A 21887-nucleotide genomic window follows, 5' to 3' on the forward strand; every position below is an offset into this window, starting at 1 on the left:
GGCGTGACAAGGCGACGCCAAGCACTTAGGATTTATCCATGCCACCCCTAGCACATGCCATCAGACCGGAAACCTTCGAGGATTTCACCGGCCAGGGCCACGTCATCACCCGGCTTCAAGCCATGCTCAAGGCCAAGCGCCTGCCGAGCCTGCTGTTTTACGGCCCGCCCGGCTGCGGAAAATCCACCCTGGCCCTGCTGCTGGCCCAGACCAAGAACGTCCCCTATGTCCGGGTGAGCGCGCCGGAAGCGGGGCTGGCCACGCTGCGCACCCTCATCGAGGGAAAGGAAATCCTGATCCTGGACGAGTTGCACCGCTTCTCCAAGGCCCAGCAGGATTTCTTCCTGCCGCTTCTGGAGCACGGCGACATCACCCTGCTGGCCACCACCACCGAGAATCCGTCCTTCTCCGTGACCAAGCAGTTGCTCTCCAGGCTGCACGTCATGCGCCTGCGCGCCCTGTCCCACGCGGAGATGCTCCAGGTGTCCAAGCGCGCCCTGGCGACGCTGAACCTGACGCTCTCCCCGGAAAGCCTGGACATGCTGTGCTTCATGTCCGGCGGCGACGCCCGCACCTTCCTGAACCTGCTGGAATACACGGCCCAGCTCGCGCCCGAAAAACGCGAGGCCAAGGAGCTGAAGCAGAACCTGCCCGAGCAGGTGATGCGCGGCGACCGCGACGCGGACCAGCACTACGAGCTGGCCTCGGCCTTCATCAAATCCATACGCGGCTCGGACCCGGACGCCGCCCTGTATTATCTGGCCGGGATGCTGGAATCCGGCGAGGACCCGCGCTTCGTGTGCCGCCGCCTGATTCTTTCAGCGTCCGAGGACGTGGGGCTGGCCGATCCCCGCGCCCTGCCCCTGGCCGTGGCCTGCCAGCAGGCCGTGGAGATGGTGGGCATGCCCGAAGGGTTCATCCCGCTGGCCGAGACCACGGTCTATCTGGCCCTGGCGCCCAAGAGCAACTCGGCCTATGCCGCCTATCTGGCCGCCCGCAAGGAGATCGCCACGCAGGGGCTTAAGCCGGTGCCCATGCACCTGCGAAACCCCTCGGCCAAACTCCAGCGACAGTGGGGTTTCGGCGAAGGGTACAAGTACCCCCACGCCTACCCCGGCTCCTGGGTGGAGCAGGACTACATGCCCCCCGAACTCGTGGGCGTGCGCTTCTACCAGGAGAAGGACCAGGGCGAGGAGCCCAAGCTGGCCGCACGCCTGAAGGGACTCAAGAAGAAACACTGAGTATCGGTTGGCGACAGGGATCGTTAAACCGAACCGCAACCATTCAACGTGGTCCTGCCCTGACCCGGCCAGCGTCCCCTTCGGAAGCACGAAGCAATGAAAAACACCCGCCTGATATTTTTCGGAAGCCTCTTCCTGCTGTCCCTGGCCGGGGGAACCATCGGATTCCACTTGGTCGAGGGCCTCGGCCTGTTCGATTCCTTCTATTTTACCATCATCACCATGGGCACGGTTGGCTATGGCGACATCCACCCCTGGACCGTGCCGGGTAAAATCATCTCCATCGCCCTGGTGTTCGCGGGCATCGGCACCTTCGTTGGCGTGGTGGAGACCGTGGCCGAGTCGGTGCTGTCGGTGAAGGAAGAGAAAACAAAGCGCGAGAAGCGCAACATGATCCGTGGCATTTTCTTCTCGGACGTGGGGCTCGACCTTTTGGCGCGCGTCGTCCCGGCGGACCCGGACGTTCTCGAGCTCTACGGCAAGCTGGACGTGGCCGCCTCCTGGGACCGCAAGCGCTTCAAGGCCGCCGAACGCCTGCTGGACGGACACGCCTTCGCCCTGAACGCCGCCCGCGTCGACCTGGTGGGCATGCGCGCCATGCTGCGCGATAAATCCGACCTGCTGCTGCGCCTGCTGGAAAACCCCAGCATCGGCGAGCACGAGATATTCTCCGACACCCTGCGGGCCATCTACCACCTGCGCGACGAGCTCATGAACCGCCCGGAGGACCTCTCCAGCCTGCCGGAGAGCGACCTGAAGCACCTGGGCGGCGACATGACCCGCGTCTACGGGCTCATCAGCAGGCAGTGGCTGGCCTACTCCCTGTACCTGAAGGAATCCTACCCGTACCTCTTCTATCTGGCGGTGCGCACCAACCCCTTCAACCCCGCCGCCAGCGTTATTGTAGAGAACTAAGACGCGAAAAGGTTTGTGATTTCGTTCACTCCTCTTCATGTCCGAAACAATTGATGGTACTGCCCACAACCACAATGACTTCCTTCACGCAATACTTCACAGGCCCCGCGCGCGACTTCCTGGTCCGCGCCGTGGACCTGGCCCTGGAAGAGGACGGCCCGGACCTTACGGCCAAAGCGGTTTTCGTTCGCGGCGACCGCCTCACCGCGCGCATCGTGGCCAAGGAGGACACCCTGGTGGCGGGGCTCCCCATCGCGGACATCGTGCTTGAGCGCATGGGCATCCTGAGCGTGACCCAGTGCGACTACCGCGCCGCAGACGGCCAGCGCGTCGCGCCGGGCGCCGTGGTCGCCCTGTTCACCGGGCCGGCCGTGGGGCTTCTCAAGGCCGAACGCGTCATCCTCAACTTCCTGTGCCATCTCTCGGGCATCGCCAACCTGACGGCCCGGTACGTGGCGGCACTGTCCGGCTCGCGCACGCGGCTGCTCGACACCCGCAAGACCCTGCCGGGCCTTCGCTACCCCGAGAAGTACGCCGTGCTCATGGGCGGCGGGTGCAATCACCGGCGCGATCTGGCCGAGATGCTCATGCTCAAAGACAACCACATCGACAGGGCCGGTGGCATCCCCCAGGCCGTGGCAGCAGTGCGCCGGGCCTTCCCGGACTCGCGCCCGCCCCTTGAGGTGGAATGCCGCACCCTGGAGGAAGTCCGCCAGGCCGTGACCGAAGCGCCCGAGCGCATAATGCTCGACAACATGACCCCGGACCAGATGCGCGAGGCCCTGGCCCTCATCCCCTCGTCCATCGAGACTGAACTGAGCGGCGGCGTCACCCTGGACGCCCTGCCCGCATTGGGCGCGCTCGGAGCGGATTTCATATCGGTCGGCCGCATCACCCACTCCGCGCCCTACGCGGACTTCAGCATGCAGCTGGCCCAAGTGGAGTAGCATATGAACATTTCCAACGACTTCGGAACGATAGAGGAAGCACGCGCCCGACTGGGCAAACGGCTGGTGATCCTGGCCCACCACTACATGTCCGACGCAGTGGCCCGCCATGCGGACTACACCGGCGACTCCCTGGAGCTGTCGCGCCGCATCCCGGACCTGGACGCCGAGTACATCATCTTCTGCGGCGTGTTCTTCATGGCCGAGACGGCGGCCATCCTGGCCAAGCCCGGCCAGAAGGTGTTCATCCCGGAGATGAACTCGCGCTGCGTGATGTCCGACATGGCCCCGGACTGGCTGGTGAAGGCCACCCTGGACCATCTGGCCGAAGGCGGGCTGTCGGTCACGCCGCTGACCTACGTGAACTCCTCGGCGGCGGTGAAAGCCCTGGTGGGCGCGCGCGGCGGTTCGGTGTGCACCTCGGCCAACGCCAAGACCATGCTCACCTGGGCCTTGGACCAGGGACCGCACACGCTTTTCCTGCCGGACGTGCGCCTGGGCCTGAACGCGGCAGACTGGATCGACCTCCCCAAGGAGCAGCGCCACATCCTGGATGTGCGCGACCACGGCAAGGCGGTGCTCCTGGAAAAGGCCAAAAAGGCGCGGCTGCTCTTGTGGCCGGGGCAGTGCGTCATCCACTCGCGGTTCAAGCCCGAGACCATCCGCAAGGCCCGCCAGGAGTCTCCGGGCTGTCTGGTGGTGGTGCACCCCGAGTGCCACCCCAACACCGTGGCCCTGGCCGACGCCTGCGGCTCCACATCGCTCATCATCAAGTACGTGGCCGAGGCCCCGGAGGGTTCCGTCATCTACATCGGCACCGAGTACAACCTTGTGAACCGGCTGGCGGCGAAGTACCAGGGCGTCAAGGTGGTGCGGGCGCTCAAGTACTCCACCTGCTCCAACATGGAGAAAGTCACGGAGCCCAATCTGGCCCGGCTGATCGCCAATCTGGACAACGCGCCCACGGTTCAGGTGGACGAGGCCCTGAAGGACCCCGCCAAACTGGCGCTTACGCGCATGCTTAAGGCCTGCGCCAAATGAGCAAGGCCCCCGCCACAGCAGCCACGCGGCTCCTCAAACAGAAGGGCGTGCCGGTGGAGGTGCGCCTGTACGACTACGTGGACCATGGAGGAACCGCACGCGCCGCCCAGGAACTGGGCGTGGACGAGCACGCCGTGGTGAAGACCCTGGTCTTCGAGGACGACGCCAAGCGCCCGTTTCTGGTGCTGATGCACGGCGACAGGGAAGTGTCGCTCAAGGAGCTGGCCCGCGGGATCGGGGTCAAGACGGTCGCGCCCTGCACGCCCGAGGCCGCCCAGCGCCACACCGGCTATCAGGTGGGGGGAATATCGCCCCTGGGGACGCGCAAGGCCTTGCCTGTCTACGTGGAAAAGACGATTTTCGATCTGCCCGTCATTCTGGTCAACGCGGGCAAGCGCGGAGCCCTGGCCGTTCTCGACCCCGCGAAACTTCGGGACCTCCTTCCCGTGACGGAAGTCGCTGCGGGAAGATAAGACTCAAGGGAGAGGCGCATGTATCCATACCGCACGAAAACCCAGGTCCTGGTCATCGGCTCCGGCGCTGCCGGATGCTCAGCCGCCCTCTCCCTGGCCGACCAGGGGCGCGAGGTCGTGCTTTTGTGCGCCGGAGAGCGCCTCACCGACGGCAACTCCTCCCTGGCCCAGGGCGGCATCGTCTACACCAGCCCCGAGGACAACCCCAAGCTCCTGGAGCGCGACATCCTCACCTGCGGCTGGAAGCACAACCACCTGGCCGCCGTGCGTTACCTGGCCCGCAAAGGGCCGCAGGTGGTCAAGGACATGCTCATCGACCGTCTGGAGGTACCTTTCGAGCGCACAGCCAGCGGCGACTTCCACCTCACCCGCGAGGGCGGACACAGTTTGCCGCGCATCCTGCACTGCGCCGACTCCACCGGCTACTCCATCATGCAGCATATGGTCAGGGCCGTGGAGGCGCACCCCAACATCACCGTGCTCACCCGGCGCACGGCCATCGACGTGCTCACCTCGCACCACCACGCCTCGCTCCTGGAGTACAAGTACAATCTGGTGAACCAGTGCATGGGCGCGTACGTGTTCAACGAGGCCGGGGGCGTGGTGGAGACCATCCTGGCGGACTACACCATCCTGGCCACGGGCGGCGTTGGGCAGGTCTACCTGCACACCACCAACACCCGCGCCTGTGTTGGCTCCGCCGTGGCCATGGCCTACCGCTGCGGCGCGCGCTACCTGAACATGGAGTTCATCCAGTTCCACCCAACCGCCCTCTTCCACCGCGCCGAACGCCGCTTCCTGATCACCGAGGCCATGCGCGGCGAGGGAGCGAAACTCATAAACACCAGCGGCGAAGCCTTCATGGCCCGCTACGACACCCGCGCAGACCTTGCCCCGCGAGACATCGTCACCCGCGCCATCATGGAAGAGCTCCTGAAGACCGGCGAGGACTGCGTCTTCCTGGACGCCGCCAACAACGTTGACGAAGTGACCCGCCGTTTTCCCGGCATCGCCAAGAAGTGCGCCGAGATCGGCATCGACATCGCAAAACAGCCCATCCCGGTGGTGCCCGCCGAGCACTATTCCTGCGGCGGCGTGCTGGTGGACGTGCACGGGCGCACCACCGTGGACCGCCTCTACGCCGTGGGCGAGTGCAGCTGCACCGGCGTGCACGGAGCCAACCGCATGGCCTCCACCTCGCTTCTGGAATGCCTGGTCTGGGGCGTGAGCGCTGGCAGCTATATCGGCTCGCGCTTCGGTTCCAAGCCCGCCATCACGCGCAAGCTGGCGGAATCCATACCGGACTGGGTCAGCCCCGGCCAGGAGCGCAACGAGGACCCGGCCCTCATCAGTCAGGACTGGTCCACCATCAAGAGCACCATGTGGAACTACGTGGGCATCAACCGCACGGCCTCGCGCCTGAAGAGGGCCTTCGAGGACCTGCGGGACTTGAACGTCCACCTGCACGACTTCTACCGCGAGACGCCGCTCTCCAAGCCCATCGTGGACCTGTTCCACGGCTGCCAGGCCGCCTACATCATCACCCTGTCCGCCATGCGCAACACCAAGAGCCTGGGCTGCCACTACCGGATAAACTAGCCTGACCTTGCCACGCCTCGAAGCCCCCGGAGCCGTTCATGACCGACAGCTCCGGGGGCTTCGTTTGTACCCGGCAGCGCTCCCGACTGAACGTGCAGGACAGACGAAAAAAAAGGGCGCGACCGAAGCCGCGCCCTTTGCGTATCAAGGCGTGCGTTTCGCTAGATGGACAGTCTGGTCTCGGAGGGCTTGCCCACCAGCCACAGCTCCATCAGCGTGCGGCTGACGAAGATGGCCGTGAACATGGAGGCCACGATGCCCAGCAGCAGGGTTACGGCAAAGCCGCGAATCGGGCCGGTGCCGAACTCGTAGAGCACGATGGCCGTAAGGCCGGTGGTGGCGTTGGCGTCCAGGATGGTCAGCGCTCCGCGCTGGAAGCCTTCCTTGATGGACGCGCGCGACGGCAGGCCGCGCCGTATCTCCTCGCGGATGCGCTCGAAGATGATGATGTTGGCGTCCACCGACAGCGCCATGGTCAGGATGATGCCCGCGATGCCCGGCAGCGTCAGCGTCGCGCCGAACAGGGACAGCCCGGCCAGGATGAGCACGATGTTGAACACCAGGGCGATGTTGGCCACCACGCCGGAGAAGCCGTAGTACACCAGCATGAACAGTGCGATGGCTCCGCAGGCCACCATGACGCTCATCATGCCGTTGTCGATGGATTCCTGTCCCAGGGAGGGGCCGACGGTGCGCTGTTCCAGCACGTTGACCGGGGCGGGCAGCGCGCCGGCGCGCAGCACCACGGCCAAGTCGCGGGCTTCGCTCTCGGTGTAGCGGCCGGTGATCTGGGCCTTTCCGCCCACGATCTTGTCCTGGATGACCGGCGCGGAATAGGCCTTTCCGTCCAGGATGATGGCCATGCGCTTCTTGATGTTCTCGCCGGTGATGCGCTCGAAGATCCTGCCGCCGCGCGAGGTGAAGGTCAGTCCCACGTAGGGCTGGTTGTTCTGCGGATCGAAGTTGATGCGGGCGTCGGCGATGTGTTCGCCGGTCATCACCGCGTCGGACTTGACCGCGATGGCGCGCTCGGAGAACTCGCCGCCGGGTCCGGCCACGCGCTCCATCACCAGTTCGCGGCCCGGGGGCAGCTGCCCCTTGGCGGCCTTGGTCATGTCCACGGTGTCGTCCACGATCTTGAATTCCAGATGCGCGGTCTTGCCCACCAGGGCGATGGCCCGGTCGGGGTCCTTGAGGCCGGGCAGCTGGATCTGGATGCGGTCGCCTGCCTGCTTGCGGATGTCGGGCTCGGCCACGCCGAACTGGTCGATGCGGTTGCGGATGGTCTTGACCGCCTGATCGACGGTAAGGGTCTCCAGGTTCTTGGCGTATTCCGGAGTGAAGGAGACGGTGTATTTGACCTTGCCGTCGTCGATGATCTCGGACTTGCCGACCTTGACGCCGGAGGCCTGCTTGCGCAGCAGCTCCTCGAATTCGGCCCGCTTCTCCGGAGTGGCCAGCACGAATTCGAGACGACGGGAATCCAGCAGGTTCTGCCGGATGATGGTCATCTCTTTTTCCTGGGCGAAGGACTTGATGTCCTGCCCGGCCTGGGCCAGGGAGTTACCCATGGCCTTGTCCACATCAACGCCGAGCGTCAGATGGATGCCGCCCTTCAGGTCCAGGCCGAGGCCGACCTGATTCGAAGGCAGCATCTTGCCCAGCGGCGACTGCCGCACGGACTCGACGGAAGGCAGTGTGAACGCAAGCCCCAAAACCAGGGCGATAGCCACCACGATCAAACGCCAGGACAAGCTGGACATGCACGCTCCTTACACGCGCGAAAAGGGGAAACCGCCGGTTTCCCCCTCGCAAATGGTCAAAAGGTCAGGCAGAACCGGCTTACTTCTTTTCTTCCGGCTTGTCTGCCTTCTTCTCGTCAGTCTTTTCGGGCTTCTTGGCCTGGGCCGCGTCGGCCAGACCGGCCACATAGGCACGAAGAACGGTGATGACCACGCCCGGGGCGATCTCGACCTTCACCTTTTCGTCGGTCACGGCGTCGATGCGGCCTTCGATGCCGCCGCCGGTGATGACTTTGTCTCCGCGCTTGAGATTCTTGAGCATCTCACGCATTTCCTTCTGCTTCTTCTGCTGGGGACGGATCAGCAGGAAGTAGAAGACCACGAACATCAGGACGAGGGGCAGAAACGACATCAACTGGTTTCCGCCTTCGGCGCCTGCGGGCGGCTGGCCCATGGCGTAGGCCATGCTGGTCAGGAACATGAAATCCTCCAGTGAAAGGTTGCGGGTTCTTCCAGCCTAGCAGGCAACGTACAGGTTGCCGTAGGGACGATGGGAGAACGGTTTCACGCGCTGGAAGGGTTCTGTTAAAACGGCCTTCAAGTCAACCCCGAATTCCTTGCAGAACTGCTCAAGGTTCTCGGTGATGAGCTTCATGTCTTCCTCGTCGACAGGCTCGACCTTCAGGTTCGGGCCGAGCTGTTCGGCGGGAATCTCGCCGCGCACGTAGATGACGCCGCCGTGCATGCCGGTTCCCATGGAGCGGCCGCAGATGGGAGCGTCGGGTTTCCCGGTGATCATGCCGAGCAGGATGATCGCCCCGCCGGCCATGTACTCGCCAAGGAAGTCGCCGGCCTTGCCGCCGACCACCAGCACGGGGAACTTCTCCTTGTAGGCCTTCATGTGAATGCCCACGCGGTAGCCCACGTCGCCCTTGATCAGCACCTTGCCGCCGCGCATGGCGTAGCCCACCACGTCGCCGGCCATGCCGTTGATGACGATCAGGCCTTCGTCCATTGTGTTGGCCACGCCGTCCTGGACGTTGCCTTCCACGCGGATGGTGGGTCCGCGCATGAAGGCGGCCATGTCCTGGCCGGGCACGCCGTGGATGAGGAACTTGAGGTCCCCGTCCAGGCCGTCGGCGATATAGCGCTGGCCGCGCACGTTCACGATCTCGAACTCGGTTTCGCCCTTGGCGACCAGTTCGCGGATCTGCTGGTTCAACTCACGATAATAGACATTGTCGGCATCGAGCAGCATGTCGCTTCCTCTTAATCTTCCAGCTTCACGATGACGGGTTCGCCCGCCTTGGGAGCCCAGACGGTGTCCAGCTCGCGGCAGACGTCGCGGATGGAGGACTCCTCGCTGGACATGAACACGTTGGAACCGCTCTCGGCCACGATCAGGGGCCGCAGTTTGATGCGGTCGTTCAGGCCCATGAGGCAGGTGCCGTCGGAGACCAGGATGGCGAAGGGGCCGTTCAGGAGCGCCGGGCCGTACACCATGCGCAGGGCCTCGAAGGCCTTGCGCTGCTCTTCGGGCATGCGGTCGATCTCGTCCCAGAACGGGGGCGCGAAGACCCAGCTCGCCATGCGCAGGGACAACCCGTGCTTGCGGATGAGCATGTCGATCTCGTAGGCCACGACCTCGGTGTCGGTCATGAGCGTGCACTCGTAGTCGTGCTCGCACAGGTAGCGGCGGTTGATGCCGTAGGAGCTGATCTCGCCGTTGTGCACGATGGACCAGTCCAGCAGGGTGAACGGGTGCGCCCCGCCCCACCAGCCGGGGGTGTTGGTCGGGAAGCGGTTGTGCCCGGTCCAGATGTAGCCCTGGTATTCGTCCAGGCGGAAGAACTCGGCGATGTCCTCGGGGAAGCCGACGCCCTTGAAAGCGCCCATGTTCTTGCCCGAGGAGAAGACGAAGGCCGGAGTCTTCTTGTTGATGTGCATGATGACGTTGACGACGTAGTCTTTCTCGTCGTTGGTGCGCCACGTGGGGCGGTCGCCGCCCTGCTTGGCCGACAGGAAGAAGCGCCACACGATGGGCGGGTTCTTGATGGCCAGGGTGGGCTTGGTCGGGATAGGCTGGGACTCGTGGATCACGAAGAACTTCTTGATGAGCTCCTCGGCGGAGTCCAGGCCTTCCTGGGTTTCGCACATGATGTGGAAGGCGTACTTGTCGGCGTGGTCGGGGTAGATGCCGTACGCCGCAAAGCCGCCGCCCAGGCCGTTGCCTCGGTCGTGCATGGTGCACATGGCCTGGATGGGCATGGACCCGGGGATCAGCTCACGCTTGGTGTTGATGACACCGAAGACGCCGCAGCCCGAAATGTCCTTCTGGAAGTCGTAATATCTTTCTGGAGCCTTCATTGGCTTTCACGTCTCCTTACACGATCTCTTGCGCGCCGACAGGGTTGAACTGCTCGTCGAAGAAACCTTCCGGCCATTGCAGGATGGAGGGCCTGCCGCTGACGAGCTTTTCCTTGGTCTCGGCGTCCAGAGGGAATTTGAAGCGGATGAAGCCGGTGTACAGACCGGCGATGTCGATCTCGCCCAGGAGCACGTAGCCCACCAGCTTGCCGTCCTTGAAGACCAGCTTGCGGTAGGAGCCGTGCTCCTCGTCCAGGTAGTCGGCCACTTCTATGCCCTGCTCGCCGGGAGCGGGGTTGACCACGCCGACGGAGACCGTGGGCAGGCCGTAGAAGGCGATGGCGTTCATGGCCAGGCCGCCGGAATAGGGGCTGGCCGCTCCGGCCATGTTCTTGCCGGCGTAGAAGCCCTGGTTGAAGGCGTTGGGCCAGATGGGCACCACGCGGTTTTCGTCCAGGATGAGGTCCTTGGCCTGGGCCACGTCGCCCGCCGCGTACACGTCGGGGTCGGAGGAAGCCAGGGAGTCGTCCACCAGGATGCCCCGGTCCACGGTGATGCCCGCGTCCTTGGCAAGGCTGGACGCCGGGACCACGCCGATGGCGATGACCACGGCCTGGGCGGGCAGGAAGGTGCCGTCTTTCAGCGTCACGCCCTGGACGGCGCCGCCCGCGTCGCGCTTGATCTCGGTGGCCTGGGTGCCGCAGTGCACCGCGATGCCCACTTCGTCCAGGCGCTTGGCCACGAGGCTTCCGGCCTTGTCGTCGAAGGCTGCCGACAGCACGCGGGGGGCCAGTTCCACGATGGAAACCTTCACGCCGCGATCATGCAGGGACTCCGCAGCCTTCAGGCCGATGAGTCCGCCGCCGATCACCACCACGTTCTTGCAGTTCTTGGCCACGTCGATCAGCGTCTCGGCGTGCGCCAGGGTGGTGAAGCTGTACACGCCAGAGCCGTCCTTGCCGGGCAGGGGCGGAATGAAAGGCACGCCGCCGGTGGCGATCAGCAGTTTGTCGTAGGGATAGTTGTGTCCGTCCGCCGTGGCCACGGTCTTGGCCTTGGCGTCGACGCCGGTCACCTTGGTGCCCAGCATCATCTTGACCTTGAACTTGTCGTAGAAGGTGACGGGGCGAAGCTGCATGCGCTCCGGCCCGATCTTCCCGGCCAGCAGGTAGGAGATGAGCGGACGGCCGTAAGTGGGGCTGCTTTCCTCGGAGATGACCGTGATCTCGCCGTCCGGGTCAACCCTGCGGATGCCCTCGATCGCGCCCACGCTGGCCACGCCGTTGCCCACGATAACATATTTCATCGTGATTCTCCGTTTAGTCCGAGCCGCGATCTTCGAAGACCAGGCCAGCGTTGGGACAGGCTTCCACGCAGGCGGGCGTGTCGCGGCCCGCGCACATGTCGCACTTGACGATCTTTTCCTTGAACGGGTGCCTGCGGATGGAGCCGAAGGGGCAGGCCATCAGGCAGGACCAGCAGCCCACGCACTGCTCTTCGTTGTATTCGCAGCGACCGGTCTCCGTGTTCTTGGTGAGCGCGCCCGAGATGCAGGCGGCCACGCACATGGGTTCCTGGCAGTGGCGGCAGGACAGGGCCACGCACACGGCTCCCTCCTGGGCGACGTTGCGGCGCGGAGCCAGGCCTTCCTGGGCCTTCTCCACGTTGTGGGCCAGGATGTGGTCCTTGGTCTTGGAGTGGGCCGTCACGCAGGCGACCTCGCACAGGTGGCAGCCGATGCAGACTTCCTTGTTGGGGTATATCTTTTTCATGGCTTACCTCCCGGCTGCCTTGACGCCCAGGGTGTCCAGCTCGATCTGGTTCAGGCCCACGGCGCGCAGCTTGTCGCGGTTGCCGCGCAGGCTCTCGATGGAGTTGAGGCCCATGCCGCCAAGCATTTCCTCGATCTCGTGCGCCCAGGCCTTCATCAGGTTGGCCATCTTCTTGGCGGCGATATCGGGGTTCTGGCGCTTGGCCAGGTAAGGGTCGTTGGTGGCGATGCCCCAGGGGCACTTGCCGGTGTAGCAGCGGGCGCACAGGGTGCAGCCCACGGCCAGCAGCGCGGCGGTGCCGATGTACACGGCGTCCGCGCCCAGGGCGATGGCCTTGACCACGTCGGCGGAGCAGCGCGTGCCGCCCGCCGCCACGATGGAGGCGTCGTTGCGGATGCCCTCGTCGCGCAGGCGCTGGTCAACGGCGGCGAGCGCAAGCTCAATGGGGATGCCCACGTTGTCGCGGATCATGGCCGGAGCCGCGCCCGTGCCGCCGCGCATGCCGTCGATGGCCACGATGTCCGCGCCGGCGCGAACAACGCCCGAGGCGATGGCCGCGACGTTATGCACGGCCGCGATCTTCACCGACACGGGAACCTTGTACTCGCTGGCTTCCTTGAGGGCATAGATCAGCTGGTGCAGGTCCTCGATGGAGTAGATGTCGTGGTGCGGGGCCGGGGAGATGGCGTCGGAGCCGATGGGCACCATGCGCGTCTCGGAGACCTTAGCGTTGATCTTCTCGCCGGGCAGGTGTCCGCCGATGCCGGGCTTGGCGCCCTGGCCGATCTTGATCTCGATGGCGGCGCCAGCGTTCAGGTAGTCGCGGTGGACGCCGAAGCGGCCCGACGCAACCTGCACGATGGTGTTCTTGCCGTATTTGTACAGCGACTGGTGCAAGCCGCCTTCACCGGTGTTGTAGTAGGTCCCGAGCTCCGACGCCGCACGCGCCATGGCGATGTGCAGGTTGAAGTTGATAGACCCGAAGCTCATGGCCGAGAACATGATGGGGAAGTTCAGGGCGATGTTGGGTTTCAACTTGGTTTTGAGCTTGGGTCCCTCGGGGGTCTCCTCGAACTCCAGGCGGGTGGGCTTGGAACCGAGGAAGGTCCGAAGCTCCATGGGCTCGCGCAGGGGGTCGATGGAGGGGTTGGTCACCTGGCTGGCGTCAAGCAGCAGGTTGTCCCAGTAGACGGGAATGTCCGCCGGGGAACCCATGCCGGACAGCAACACGCCGCCGGTGTCGGCCTGCTTGTAGATGTTCTTGATGAACACCGGCCGCCACAAGGCGTTCGCTTTGAAGTTTGAGGGCTTCTCCTGGATGAGGAGAGCCTGCGTGGGACACAGCGCCTCGCAACGGTGGCAACCGATGCATTTCGTGTTGTCGTGGCGGACGCACTGCCGGGCTTCATCCCAGAAGTGGACACCATATGAACACTGGCGCACGCACACCTGGCAATTGATGCAGGCGTCCTTGTCCCGGACGACGAAGAAGTCGTGGTAGTTCTTGTTGATGGGAGCGAAGGCCAAGACGGTCACCTCTTTCGAAACGTTTTAGCGGGGGTATGAGGGGGCCGTTGGTGCGGCGTCCCCGGCCCGCTTCCCCTGCAAGACGGCGGGCCGAGATGCCCCTGCGGCATGGGTGGCCGGGGCTTAAAAGTGGGAAATGGAGAATGTGTATTATATTGTGATTCGTCAAGCAAAAAAGAGGGTCACAATAGCCCCGGAAACAAGGCGAGTCAACGGAATCCGGCGTTTTTCGCGGCTTCCGGGGTATTTACATTATGGAAACTTTTTTCGCGGCGTTCCTCTGGGCGCACCAGAGTTGTCATATTGGGAGAGAGTGCGCCGATGGCGGAAATTCCCGGCAGAACTGGCCTGGGCGGCGGGTTGGCGGGGTTTTGGGGTGAATGGGGGGATAGTGTTACGTTTTTGAAGATTGAGGAAATATATCATACTTTGTCAGTATGAATTCAAGGCATTTGCCTTGACCCGAAGTTCGATCAGGCGTCGAATTAATCTATTCCTCCAAAGCGCGCAAAACGCCCCGGCGTCACCCTGTTGGCCTGCATCTTGCCTCGCTCTCCGGCAGCCGGAATCCGTCAACAGCCTGACGCGAATCTCCCAAGTCTCCGGCATGTCCCCAGGCGACCAAGGAGCCCCCACGATGCGCTACTCGCACCACGCCACGCTCATGAGCAAGTCTCTCTATCCTATCATGGCCCAGAACGGCGTGCCGGAGATCCCCACGTTCCCCCAGGAGATCATGCTGACCACCACCTTCAACTGCAACTACCGCTGCCGCATGTGTTTTCAGGAGCACTACGACAAGCGGGAGATGCCCTGGGAGATGGTGGAGAAACTGCGTGACGCGCTCTATTTCGCGGACACCATCCAACTCATCGGCGGCGAGCCCATGATCTGGTCGCACTTCAAGAAGGCCGTGGTCCTGGCCAACGAGACCTCCACCAAGGTGCGCATCACCACCAACGGCTCCCTGATGGATACGGAAATGAACCGCTTCCTCGTGGAGAACGAGGTCTTCGACCTGCGCATCAGCGTGGACGCGGCAACCGCCAAGACCTACAAGCACATCCGGGGCGGCAATTTCCTGCGCCTCCTGAACAACGTCCAGGAACTCTCCAGGTTCAAGCAGATCGCCGGGTCCGAATGGCCCATAGTCGAGTTCAACGTGGTGGCCATGAAGTCCAACGTGGGCGAATTGACCAAGCTGATCGCCCTGGCCGATTCTCTTGGGGTGTTCCAGATCAACGTGCACTACATGAACTGCACCCGCGAAGAATGGCTTCCCGAGTCCCTGTATTTCCACCAGGACTATTCGGACGAGTGCCTGCTCAAGGCGTCCGAGGCCGCCACGGCGGTCGGTATACGCATAAACCTTCCGGTCCCCTTCAAGGGTGAGGCCGTTTCGCAAACCCGTGTGAGCACCCGCTGCGACGAGCCCTGGAGGGCGTTCCTGGTGAACATGGACGGCGTGTGCCAGATCTGCTGCGGCGGAGCGGACCCTGTGGGCAACCTGAACGAATCCGACTTCATGGAGATGTGGAACGGCGCGGGGATTCAAGCCCTGCGATCCACGGTCAACACCCCGGACAAGCCCGATTACTGCCGCAAGTGTTTCGGACGGATGCAGAAGGTGGAGTCCATCTACACCCACTTGTCGAGGCCCTTGGCCGCAAAATTCAAAGCGGGAGAGCTGCTGCTCGATCGCGAGGCGTCCTGATGTGGCGTCCGCAACATCTGCGCCCAGGCATTGAAAGCAGGCGCATCCGCTCCGGTTTCGCCTGCGCTGCACGCTGACATATCAGGCGACGCCTTTCCCCGGCTGCCTGCTGGTGTTCCGGCCTGCTCACCGAGTCCGGGATTCGAGCCGCTCCCAATCCAGCTCCCGGCCGTGCGTATGCGGGCGAACTGTCCGTGCCTCTTTCCAGCTGCGGTTCTCGTCCCGGCCCTGCTCCGCCAGATCGATCCTCCACCGTCACTACTTGCGAACCATCCCGCCCTGGTCTAGAAGGCAATCGTATCGGCCTGCCAGCCGACATCTCACGGAGACTCCCGCCATGAAAGATATCGCCCGGTTCCTGTCCGGTTTCAAAGAGTTCCAGCGCACCTACTTCTGCGACGACAACAAGTTCTATTCCGACCTGTCCGAGGATCAGAAGCCGAAGGTGCTGGTCATAGCCTGCTCCGACTCCCGCGTGGACCCGGCCATCCTCACCGGGTGTTCGCCCGGAGACATGTTCGTGGTGCGAAACGTCGCCAACCTCGTCCCCCCCTACGAGAAGGCCCCCGGCCTTCACGGCGTCAGCGCCGCTGTTGAGTATGCGATCAAGGTGCTCCAGGTCGAACACGTCATCGTACTGGGGCATTCCTGCTGCGGCGGCATCCAGGCGCTCATGCACTCGGACCCGGAGACCCTGGGCGAGTTCATCGCCCCCTGGGTGAAGATCGCCGCGCCCGCGCTGCGCGAAGTGTCCGAGAAACTCACGGAGAAAGACGAGGCCCTGCGCCAGTGCGCCTGCGAACAGGCTTCCGTGCTGGTGTCGCTGGAAAACCTGCTCACCTTCCCCTGGATCTGGGAGCGGGTGATGACAGGGCGCATCTACCTGCACGGCTGGTACTTCGACCTGCGCAAGGGCGAGTTGCTGAGCTACCTGCCCGAGACCGGCTCCTTCGAACCCCTGGTGGCCCGCTGCGAACGACTCGACGCCAAAACACCGCACCAGGCCAAGTAGCGGCCAAATCCCCCGCTCACGACCGGCGACACATCCGCCGCTGCCGCGTCGCAGCGGCGCCGCAACGCGCATCCGCCTGCTCCGCCAACTTTTTTCAGTTTTTTTTCGCTCCAGCAGACCCATCGACCAACCTGATAGGCTCCATATACTTTCGCAGGTAACCTTTGATGCGAGCCCTGCTGGCCTTGCCTATCTATGCTATAACAAACAGATTTACTGACCTGACGCTCTCATCTCCCTGCATCCCGAAGGCTCTTCCGCGCTGCCCGCACGAGTCATTTCGCGACACCCCGCCAGCCCCCCTTGCTACATTTTTGTAGCATCTGGGACCTTATTACTCTTATGCCACCTGTGGCATAAATTGACACGTACTAACACTCCTCCTAAAGCCCATCATACACAAGTGGTGTCATACAATTAACGGTCGCTGGCCATGGGAATCGACTGTCGCATTCCGGCCGGATTAGCACCAACACAGGAGGCATTGCACATGTCCAGACTTCTGCGCGTCAACACCAAAGACAAAACCTTCGCATTTTCCGACATGGGCCCCTACTCCGGCATGGGCGGACGCGCCCTGACCTCGCGCATCGTCAGCCGCGAAGTGCCCCCCACCTGCCACCCGCTGGGCGCGAAGAACAAGCTGGTCATTGCCACGGGCATGATCACGGGCCGCCCCGCCGGGTCCTCGGGCCGTCTCTCCGTGGGCGCCAAGTCGCCCCTGACCGGCGGCATCAAGGAATCGAACGTCGGCGGCTCCTTCGCGCAGCGTCTGGCCCGGCTGGACCTTCTGGGCATCGTGCTGGAGGACAAGCCCGAGTACGGCTCGTCCCCCAGCTACATCGTGATTGGCAAGGACGGCGTCACCTTCGAGGACGCCTCCGACATGCAGTACCTGGGCACCTACGACACAGTGAAGCGCCTCCTGGACAAGTACGGTGAAAAGTCATCAGTGCTGTGCATCGGGCCTGCGGGCGAGACCATGCGCCAGAACGCCTCCATCCAGGTGGCCGACCCCGAGGGCCGTCCCGCCCGCGCGGCAGGCCGCGGCGGCATGGGCGCGGTGCTCGGCTCCAAGGCCATCAAGGCTGTCGTGATCGTGGACACCGGCGAGGCGCCCCCCATCGTGGACAAGGAAGCCTTCAAGGCGGCCTCCAAGCGCTGGGTGGAGATCATCAAGGGCCACCCCGTCACCGCCGAGGGACTGCCCGGCTTCGGCACCGCCGTGCTGGTGAACGTGATCAACGAGGCGGGCGCGCTGCCCACCAAGAACTTCCGCGAGGGCCGCTTCGAGTTCGCCAAGGACATCTCCGGCGAGCGCATGGTGGAGATCATCAAGGAGCGCGGCGGCAAGGTGAAGGAAGGCTGCCACGCGGGCTGCATCATCCAGTGCTCCCAGGCCTACCACGGCCCTGACGGCAAGTACCTGACCAGCGGCTTCGAGTACGAGACTGTCTGGGGCTTCGGCGCGAACCTGCTGGTCAAGGATTACGACCAGATGGCCATGCTCGACCGCCTCTGCGACGACATCGGCCTGGACACCATCGAGACCGCCAACACCCTGGCCATGCTCATGGAAGCCGGAATCCTCAACTGGGGCGACGGCGCGGCGGCAATCGAAATGCTCAAGCAGGTCTACGACCCCAAGAACCCCATGGGCCGCATCATCGGCGGCGGCGCTGAATACACCGCCAAGGCCTACGGCGTAACCCGCGTCCCCACCGTCAAGGGCCAGTCCCTGCCTGCCTACGACCCGCGCGCCGTAAAGGGCGTCGGTGTCACCTACTGCACCACCCCCCAGGGCGCGGACCACACCGCCGGCTACTCCGTGTGCCAGAACATCCTGGGCGTGGGCGGCAAGGTCGATCCCCTGGACAAGGCCGGACAGGTGGAGCTCTCCAAGGCGCTCCAGATCGCCACTGCCGCCATCGACGCCACCGGCTTCTGCCTGTTCGTGGCCTTCCCGGTGCTGGACACCGCCGACGGCGTGCAGTGCATGTGCGACATGATCACCGCCGCCTCGGGCAATCCCTTCCACCCGGAGGACTTCCTGAAGCTCGGCAGGACCATCCTGCAGGACGAGTTCGCATTCAACCAGGCGGCGGGTTTCACCAGCGCCCACGACCAGCTCCCCGAGTTCTTCGAGGAGCCCCTTGCGCCCCATAACGTCACCTGGGACTTCACCGCCGCCGAGATGCAGGCCGTGAAGGCAATGTAGTCTAGCGAGGAAGAAGAGAATCGGGGCTCTGCCCCATACCCCGCCGGAGCCAGGGGGAGCAAACGCCTCCCCCCGGCCTCCGGCGATTGCTTCGCGTCCTGAACAATCCGGCTCAATTGCACAACTGGCGTTCAGCCGGTTCAGGTGTTATGAGTATACCATGAGCGTCACCGTAAACTGCTTCGCCACACTGGCCCGGTATGCCCCGCCGAGCGGGGAGATGCCTGCGGCTGCTGGCCTGAGCGTGGGCCAGACCATCGACCTTCTGGGCATCCCCCGGGAGAACGTGAAAACGGTCTTCGTCAACGGCCTGCACGCCACCATGGACAAGGTGCTCAGCGAGGGCGACCGCGTAGGGATCTTCCCGGCAGTGGCCGGGGGCTGAGGATGGTCTCGCCCGCCCTGGAACTGTCCGAGGACGGGCGTCTGCCCGACGGAACCCCGGTACGCGTCCTCAGGCATCGGGCGGTTCGCAGTGCCGCGCATCTGGCAGGCACAAACCTGCGCCTGACCGAGATCGAAGCCCTTCGCCAGGGCGTCATCCCCGAACGCTACCTACGAAATTTCAAGACTCTGGATTGCGCCGCACAGGCGCGTCTGCTGGAAACCCGCGTGGCCCTGGTTGGCCTGGGAGGTCTCGGCGGCCCCATCCTGGAGGGGTTGGCCCGCCTGGGCTTCGGCATGGTGACGGCTGCGGACCACGACGTGTTCGAGCCCTCCAACCTGAACCGGCAGCTGCTGGCCACGGACAAGACGCTGGGCATCTCCAAGGCGGGCGCGGCCCAGGCCCGGGCAAGCGACGTGAACCCGGCCATGGAGCTGACCGTGCGCCAGCTGTATGTGGAACCGGAGAGCTTCAGGGACTTCTTCCGAGGAGCGGACATCGCCGTGGACGCGCTGGGAGGCATCGCCTGCCGCCCGGCAGCCGAGCGCGGCGCGGCAGCGGCTGGCGTACCGCTTATTACGGCCAGCGTGGCCGGATGGACCGCCATGGCCGCCACGGTGCTGCCCGGCGAGACCGGCCCGGCCAGCCTGTTCTGCTCCGACGAACAAACAGATGAGAGCGACGCCCCGTGCGTCCCCTGCGCGGAAGACGTGCTGGGCTGCCTGACCCCGGCCATCAGCGTGGCCGTGGGGCTGGTGCTGGCCGAGGCCGTGCGCCTGGCCCTGGGGCAGACCCCAATGCTCGGCGGGCCGCAGGGACAGATGGCCGTCATCGACCTGGAGCGCATGAGCCTGGACCGGTTCACGCTCTCGCCCTAGGCTCCCGCTATCCGCCTGAACGGCCCAAAACGGCCCGGAGCTGTTCGCACCTTATCCTGTCCCGCCCCCCTCAGACCAGTCCAAGCGAGTAGTCTTCAAAGTCTGTCCGTGTGGCTCAAAACCGCAACGGAAAAGAGCCGCCGGTTTTGTTCTTGCCCACCGTGTCCAGGCTTCTCAAAGCCGTGAACCTGCCTACGCCCCCTTCATCTCGGCGCGCTTGGCCTTGGCGAAGGTCTGCCACTCCTCGACACTCAACTTGCCGTCGCCGTTGGTGTCGGCCTTCTTGAACATCTCGGCGGTAAATTTGGGGAACTGCTTCTGGATTTCGGTGGTGCTCAGGTAACCGTCCGTGTTGGCGTCCATGCGGTCGAAGAAGCGGTGCTTGCCCTGGGCATGGGCAACTGCTGCGGTGCTGAGGGCCAGAAGTATCGCGATACCGGCTCGTTTCAGATGAATACGCATTGATGAACCTCCAGATGTTGCCGCGCCGGTCGGATTGATTTCCCGTGCGCCACAGGGAGTCGGCAGGAAGCGACGAAGGGTTACAGGGAAAACCACACCGGAGGGCTATCACAATCTGGTTATCCTTTCACTGCCACCCCAGCAAACAAGAAGGCCGGAAGCGCGTTTTGCGCTTCCGGCCTTTCATCCTGCCGATTCACTCAAATGCACCGCCACTTTACGCGAAGCGGAGAGGGTGTCCAGAGGGCGTAGCCCTCTGGCCGCCGGAGGCATATTCGTTCTTGTTTTCTGCTTCTATTTCCTGCTGCCGAACTTCTCCAGCACCACCACGTTGTTGTGCGTGTCCACAATGCGTACGAAATAGCCCACCTCGGGGGCGTACCACATCTGGTACACGCCGCTCCAGCCGGTGTCGTTCTTCTTGTTCACGCGGATCCTGAAAGCCTTGAAGGTTCCGGCAGGGACGGTGATCTCCTCGGCGGCCTCCACGCTCACGGTGTTGGTGTAGGTCTGGGACCCTTTTTTAGTGCCGGTGGACTGGGTGAAGGTCCTGGTCTCTCCGACGGCCAGCGGGAAGAACACGTAGGCGTCCTTGCCGGAGCCCACGCTGTACTGGAGCAGTGTCCCGGTGGACTCGCGCACGGAGAGGTCCTTGTCCAGGCGGGCGACCTTGGCGGGATCGCCGTCTCCGACGAGCACGATCTCCTCGCCCACGGACTTCACCTCCATGCGGCTGGCCAGGGCGTAGGCGCTGCGGCTCTTGCCGGAAAACTCCCAGAAGTCGCCGGGCTTCCACTGAGGGGCCTGGGCCGTGGGAAGCGAGGCCAAGGGGGTGGTCTTGGCGCAGGCTCCCAGAAGGGCCAGGGCCAGAATCACCAGGACCCCATGCAGGACAGCACGCATGCGCGGGCCGGAAATCCGGGAATGGTTGCGGGGACTTCCCGCGCTCGGGCTAGTCATCGGCAGCGGCCTTCTTTTCCTTGGCCAGTTCGTCCTCGGGCATGCTCCACCAGGGCATGCCGTCACGGGAGCGGCGCACCTTGAGGGACATGGTCTCGTCCTTCTTGATCTTGGAGGCGATGACCACTTCCTTGCCGCCGATGGTGGCCCACACGCCGGTCACTTTGACGGAGTCGCCCTTTTTCAGGCCGATGGAGGCCAGATCGACGAATTCCTTGGGGCCAAGGTGCACGGTTTCGACCTTGTTGTCCTTCTTGTCGCGCACGATGATACCCACTCCCTTGGCCATTCCGGGCATGGGGGTGATGTCAATGATGTCCTCAACGCGGCCCTTGAAGGCGTCGGCTTCCTTGGGGTCGTAGAACTTGTCGTAGGCGCCGCCCTTCTCCCAGCCGGTCACGTCCGGCTTGCCCTGGGCCGCGAAGGCCACGGCGGTCAGACACAGGGCGTAACAGGCGGTCAGGCTCAGTATGCGAAAGAAACGATTCATGGTCCCTCCGGAAACGGATTATCCAACGCTCAGGAAAATATAACGGCCAGGGCATGCTGTAAAGTGGCAGAGCCCAAAAGAAACGCCCGGGCAGTGCCGGGCGTTTCTGGAATTAACCGGTATGGCCGGAAGCCGCTGAAATCA

The 21887-nt window shown here is 63.9% G+C and carries 21 protein-coding genes; 11 read left to right on the forward strand and 10 right to left on the reverse strand.

All coding sequences use genetic code 11. The features are described from left to right. Positions 1 to 38 precede the first annotated feature (38 nt). From G453_RS0109040 to nadB, 6 genes are all read left to right on the forward strand, one after another. Positions 39 to 1241, forward strand: a complete 1203-nt coding sequence (locus tag G453_RS0109040; RefSeq protein WP_027190800.1) for a replication-associated recombination protein A — start codon at positions 39 to 41, stop codon at positions 1239 to 1241. Positions 1242 to 1337: 96 nt separating this feature from the next. After that, the gene (locus G453_RS23180) at positions 1338 to 2156 is read left to right on the forward strand and encodes a potassium channel family protein (RefSeq protein WP_051272133.1); all 819 of its coding nucleotides are present in this window, start codon (positions 1338 to 1340) and stop codon (positions 2154 to 2156) included. Between the two features lie 53 nt (positions 2157 to 2209). Continuing rightward, positions 2210 to 3103, forward strand: coding sequence for a carboxylating nicotinate-nucleotide diphosphorylase (nadC, locus tag G453_RS0109050; RefSeq protein ID WP_051272135.1), 894 nt, complete (start codon positions 2210 to 2212; stop codon positions 3101 to 3103). A gap of 3 nt (positions 3104 to 3106) precedes the next feature. Continuing rightward, a complete protein-coding gene (gene nadA, locus G453_RS0109055) occupies positions 3107 to 4144 on the forward strand; it encodes a quinolinate synthase NadA (protein WP_027190802.1) in 1038 nt (345 codons plus the stop codon). Further along, on the forward strand, positions 4141 to 4617 hold the full coding sequence (locus tag G453_RS0109060; RefSeq protein WP_027190803.1) for an aminoacyl-tRNA deacylase: 477 nt from the start codon (positions 4141 to 4143) through the stop codon (positions 4615 to 4617). The genes nadA and G453_RS0109060 overlap by 4 nt, the downstream gene beginning before the upstream one ends. 18 nt (positions 4618 to 4635) lie before the next feature. After that, complete coding sequence (gene nadB / locus G453_RS0109065; protein ID WP_027190804.1) at positions 4636 to 6216, forward strand: L-aspartate oxidase; 1581 nt, start codon at positions 4636 to 4638, stop codon at positions 6214 to 6216. A gap of 161 nt (positions 6217 to 6377) precedes the next feature. Here the strand turns inward: nadB and secD are convergent, their stop codons facing one another. The 7 genes from secD to G453_RS0109100 form a co-directional block, all read right to left on the reverse strand. After that, positions 6378 to 7979, reverse strand: a complete 1602-nt coding sequence (gene secD / locus G453_RS0109070) for a protein translocase subunit SecD (protein ID WP_027190805.1) — start codon at positions 7977 to 7979, stop codon at positions 6378 to 6380. Between the two features lie 79 nt (positions 7980 to 8058). Further along, positions 8059 to 8439 (reverse strand): preprotein translocase subunit YajC, encoded by a 381-nt coding sequence (gene yajC / locus G453_RS0109075; RefSeq protein ID WP_027190806.1) that lies wholly within the window; start codon positions 8437 to 8439, stop codon positions 8059 to 8061. A gap of 36 nt (positions 8440 to 8475) precedes the next feature. Next, positions 8476 to 9216, reverse strand: coding sequence for a GltB/FmdC/FwdC-like GXGXG domain-containing protein (locus G453_RS0109080; RefSeq protein ID WP_027190807.1), 741 nt, complete (start codon positions 9214 to 9216; stop codon positions 8476 to 8478). Positions 9217 to 9227: 11 nt separating this feature from the next. After that, the gene (locus tag G453_RS0109085) at positions 9228 to 10325 is read right to left on the reverse strand and encodes a class II glutamine amidotransferase (RefSeq protein ID WP_027190808.1); all 1098 of its coding nucleotides are present in this window, start codon (positions 10323 to 10325) and stop codon (positions 9228 to 9230) included. A 16-nt stretch (positions 10326 to 10341) separates the two neighbouring features. Next, the gene (locus tag G453_RS0109090; protein WP_027190809.1) at positions 10342 to 11631 is read right to left on the reverse strand and encodes an NAD(P)/FAD-dependent oxidoreductase; all 1290 of its coding nucleotides are present in this window, start codon (positions 11629 to 11631) and stop codon (positions 10342 to 10344) included. Positions 11632 to 11644: 13 nt separating this feature from the next. Then, on the reverse strand, positions 11645 to 12097 hold the full coding sequence (locus G453_RS0109095) for a 4Fe-4S dicluster domain-containing protein (RefSeq protein ID WP_027190810.1): 453 nt from the start codon (positions 12095 to 12097) through the stop codon (positions 11645 to 11647). 3 nt (positions 12098 to 12100) lie between these two features. After that, positions 12101 to 13624, reverse strand: coding sequence for a glutamate synthase-related protein (locus G453_RS0109100; RefSeq protein WP_027190811.1), 1524 nt, complete (start codon positions 13622 to 13624; stop codon positions 12101 to 12103). Between the two features lie 637 nt (positions 13625 to 14261). Between G453_RS0109100 and G453_RS0109105 the strand changes: the two genes are divergently transcribed. The 5 genes from G453_RS0109105 to G453_RS23190 all read left to right on the forward strand — a co-directional run bounded on the left by G453_RS0109105 (position 14262) and on the right by G453_RS23190 (position 19831). Beyond that, on the forward strand, positions 14262 to 15338 hold the full coding sequence (locus G453_RS0109105) for a radical SAM protein (RefSeq protein ID WP_027190812.1): 1077 nt from the start codon (positions 14262 to 14264) through the stop codon (positions 15336 to 15338). A 337-nt stretch (positions 15339 to 15675) separates the two neighbouring features. Then, complete coding sequence (locus tag G453_RS23185) at positions 15676 to 16350, forward strand: carbonic anhydrase (protein ID WP_043645243.1); 675 nt, start codon at positions 15676 to 15678, stop codon at positions 16348 to 16350. 490 nt (positions 16351 to 16840) lie between these two features. Further along, positions 16841 to 18568, forward strand: coding sequence for an aldehyde ferredoxin oxidoreductase family protein (locus G453_RS0109115; RefSeq protein ID WP_027190813.1), 1728 nt, complete (start codon positions 16841 to 16843; stop codon positions 18566 to 18568). 160 nt (positions 18569 to 18728) lie between these two features. Continuing rightward, positions 18729 to 18953 carry a MoaD/ThiS family protein gene (locus G453_RS0109120; RefSeq protein WP_027190814.1) on the forward strand — a complete coding sequence of 75 codons (225 nt, stop codon included), beginning with the start codon at positions 18729 to 18731 and terminating at the stop codon, positions 18951 to 18953. 2 nt (positions 18954 to 18955) lie between these two features. Then, positions 18956 to 19831, forward strand: a complete 876-nt coding sequence (locus G453_RS23190) for a ThiF family adenylyltransferase (protein WP_043645245.1) — start codon at positions 18956 to 18958, stop codon at positions 19829 to 19831. 192 nt (positions 19832 to 20023) lie between these two features. On the opposite strand, the gene G453_RS23195 is transcribed toward G453_RS23190, so the two are convergent. The 3 genes from G453_RS23195 to G453_RS0109140 form a co-directional block, all read right to left on the reverse strand. Further along, the gene (locus G453_RS23195) at positions 20024 to 20293 is read right to left on the reverse strand and encodes an EF-hand domain-containing protein (protein ID WP_043645248.1); all 270 of its coding nucleotides are present in this window, start codon (positions 20291 to 20293) and stop codon (positions 20024 to 20026) included. 294 nt (positions 20294 to 20587) lie between these two features. Continuing rightward, on the reverse strand, positions 20588 to 21196 hold the full coding sequence (locus tag G453_RS0109135; RefSeq protein WP_027190815.1) for a TapB family protein: 609 nt from the start codon (positions 21194 to 21196) through the stop codon (positions 20588 to 20590). Between the two features lie 49 nt (positions 21197 to 21245). Continuing rightward, entirely contained in the window at positions 21246 to 21743 is a 498-nt protein-coding gene (locus G453_RS0109140) for a hypothetical protein (RefSeq protein ID WP_043645249.1), read from the reverse strand. Positions 21744 to 21887: the final 144 nt, after the last annotated feature.

This window comes from Fundidesulfovibrio putealis DSM 16056 (assembly GCF_000429325.1).
Classification (GTDB): Bacteria; Desulfobacterota; Desulfovibrionia; order Desulfovibrionales; family Desulfovibrionaceae; genus Fundidesulfovibrio; species Fundidesulfovibrio putealis.

Coding starts and splice junctions, on each gene's coding strand:
- G453_RS0109105 (WP_027190812.1), top strand. CDS start 14,262: ATGCGCTACTCGCACCACGCCACGCTCATGAGCAAGTCTCTCTATCCT.
- G453_RS0109135 (WP_027190815.1), bottom strand. CDS start 21,196: ATGCGTGCTGTCCTGCATGGGGTCCTGGTGATTCTGGCCCTGGCCCTT.
- G453_RS23180 (WP_051272133.1), top strand. CDS start 1,338: ATGAAAAACACCCGCCTGATATTTTTCGGAAGCCTCTTCCTGCTGTCC.
- secD (WP_027190805.1), bottom strand. CDS start 7,979: ATGTCCAGCTTGTCCTGGCGTTTGATCGTGGTGGCTATCGCCCTGGTT.
- G453_RS0109060 (WP_027190803.1), top strand. CDS start 4,141: ATGAGCAAGGCCCCCGCCACAGCAGCCACGCGGCTCCTCAAACAGAAG.
- nadB (WP_027190804.1), top strand. CDS start 4,636: ATGTATCCATACCGCACGAAAACCCAGGTCCTGGTCATCGGCTCCGGC.
- G453_RS0109090 (WP_027190809.1), bottom strand. CDS start 11,631: ATGAAATATGTTATCGTGGGCAACGGCGTGGCCAGCGTGGGCGCGATC.
- G453_RS0109080 (WP_027190807.1), bottom strand. CDS start 9,216: ATGCTGCTCGATGCCGACAATGTCTATTATCGTGAGTTGAACCAGCAG.
- G453_RS0109115 (WP_027190813.1), top strand. CDS start 16,841: ATGTCCAGACTTCTGCGCGTCAACACCAAAGACAAAACCTTCGCATTT.
- G453_RS0109120 (WP_027190814.1), top strand. CDS start 18,729: ATGAGCGTCACCGTAAACTGCTTCGCCACACTGGCCCGGTATGCCCCG.
- nadC (WP_051272135.1), top strand. CDS start 2,210: ATGGTACTGCCCACAACCACAATGACTTCCTTCACGCAATACTTCACA.
- G453_RS0109040 (WP_027190800.1), top strand. CDS start 39: ATGCCACCCCTAGCACATGCCATCAGACCGGAAACCTTCGAGGATTTC.
- G453_RS23195 (WP_043645248.1), bottom strand. CDS start 20,293: ATGCGTATTCATCTGAAACGAGCCGGTATCGCGATACTTCTGGCCCTC.
- G453_RS0109140 (WP_043645249.1), bottom strand. CDS start 21,743: ATGAATCGTTTCTTTCGCATACTGAGCCTGACCGCCTGTTACGCCCTG.
- G453_RS0109085 (WP_027190808.1), bottom strand. CDS start 10,325: ATGAAGGCTCCAGAAAGATATTACGACTTCCAGAAGGACATTTCGGGC.
- G453_RS23185 (WP_043645243.1), top strand. CDS start 15,676: ATGAAAGATATCGCCCGGTTCCTGTCCGGTTTCAAAGAGTTCCAGCGC.
- G453_RS0109095 (WP_027190810.1), bottom strand. CDS start 12,097: ATGAAAAAGATATACCCCAACAAGGAAGTCTGCATCGGCTGCCACCTG.
- G453_RS23190 (WP_043645245.1), top strand. CDS start 18,956: ATGGTCTCGCCCGCCCTGGAACTGTCCGAGGACGGGCGTCTGCCCGAC.
- nadA (WP_027190802.1), top strand. CDS start 3,107: ATGAACATTTCCAACGACTTCGGAACGATAGAGGAAGCACGCGCCCGA.
- yajC (WP_027190806.1), bottom strand. CDS start 8,439: ATGTTCCTGACCAGCATGGCCTACGCCATGGGCCAGCCGCCCGCAGGC.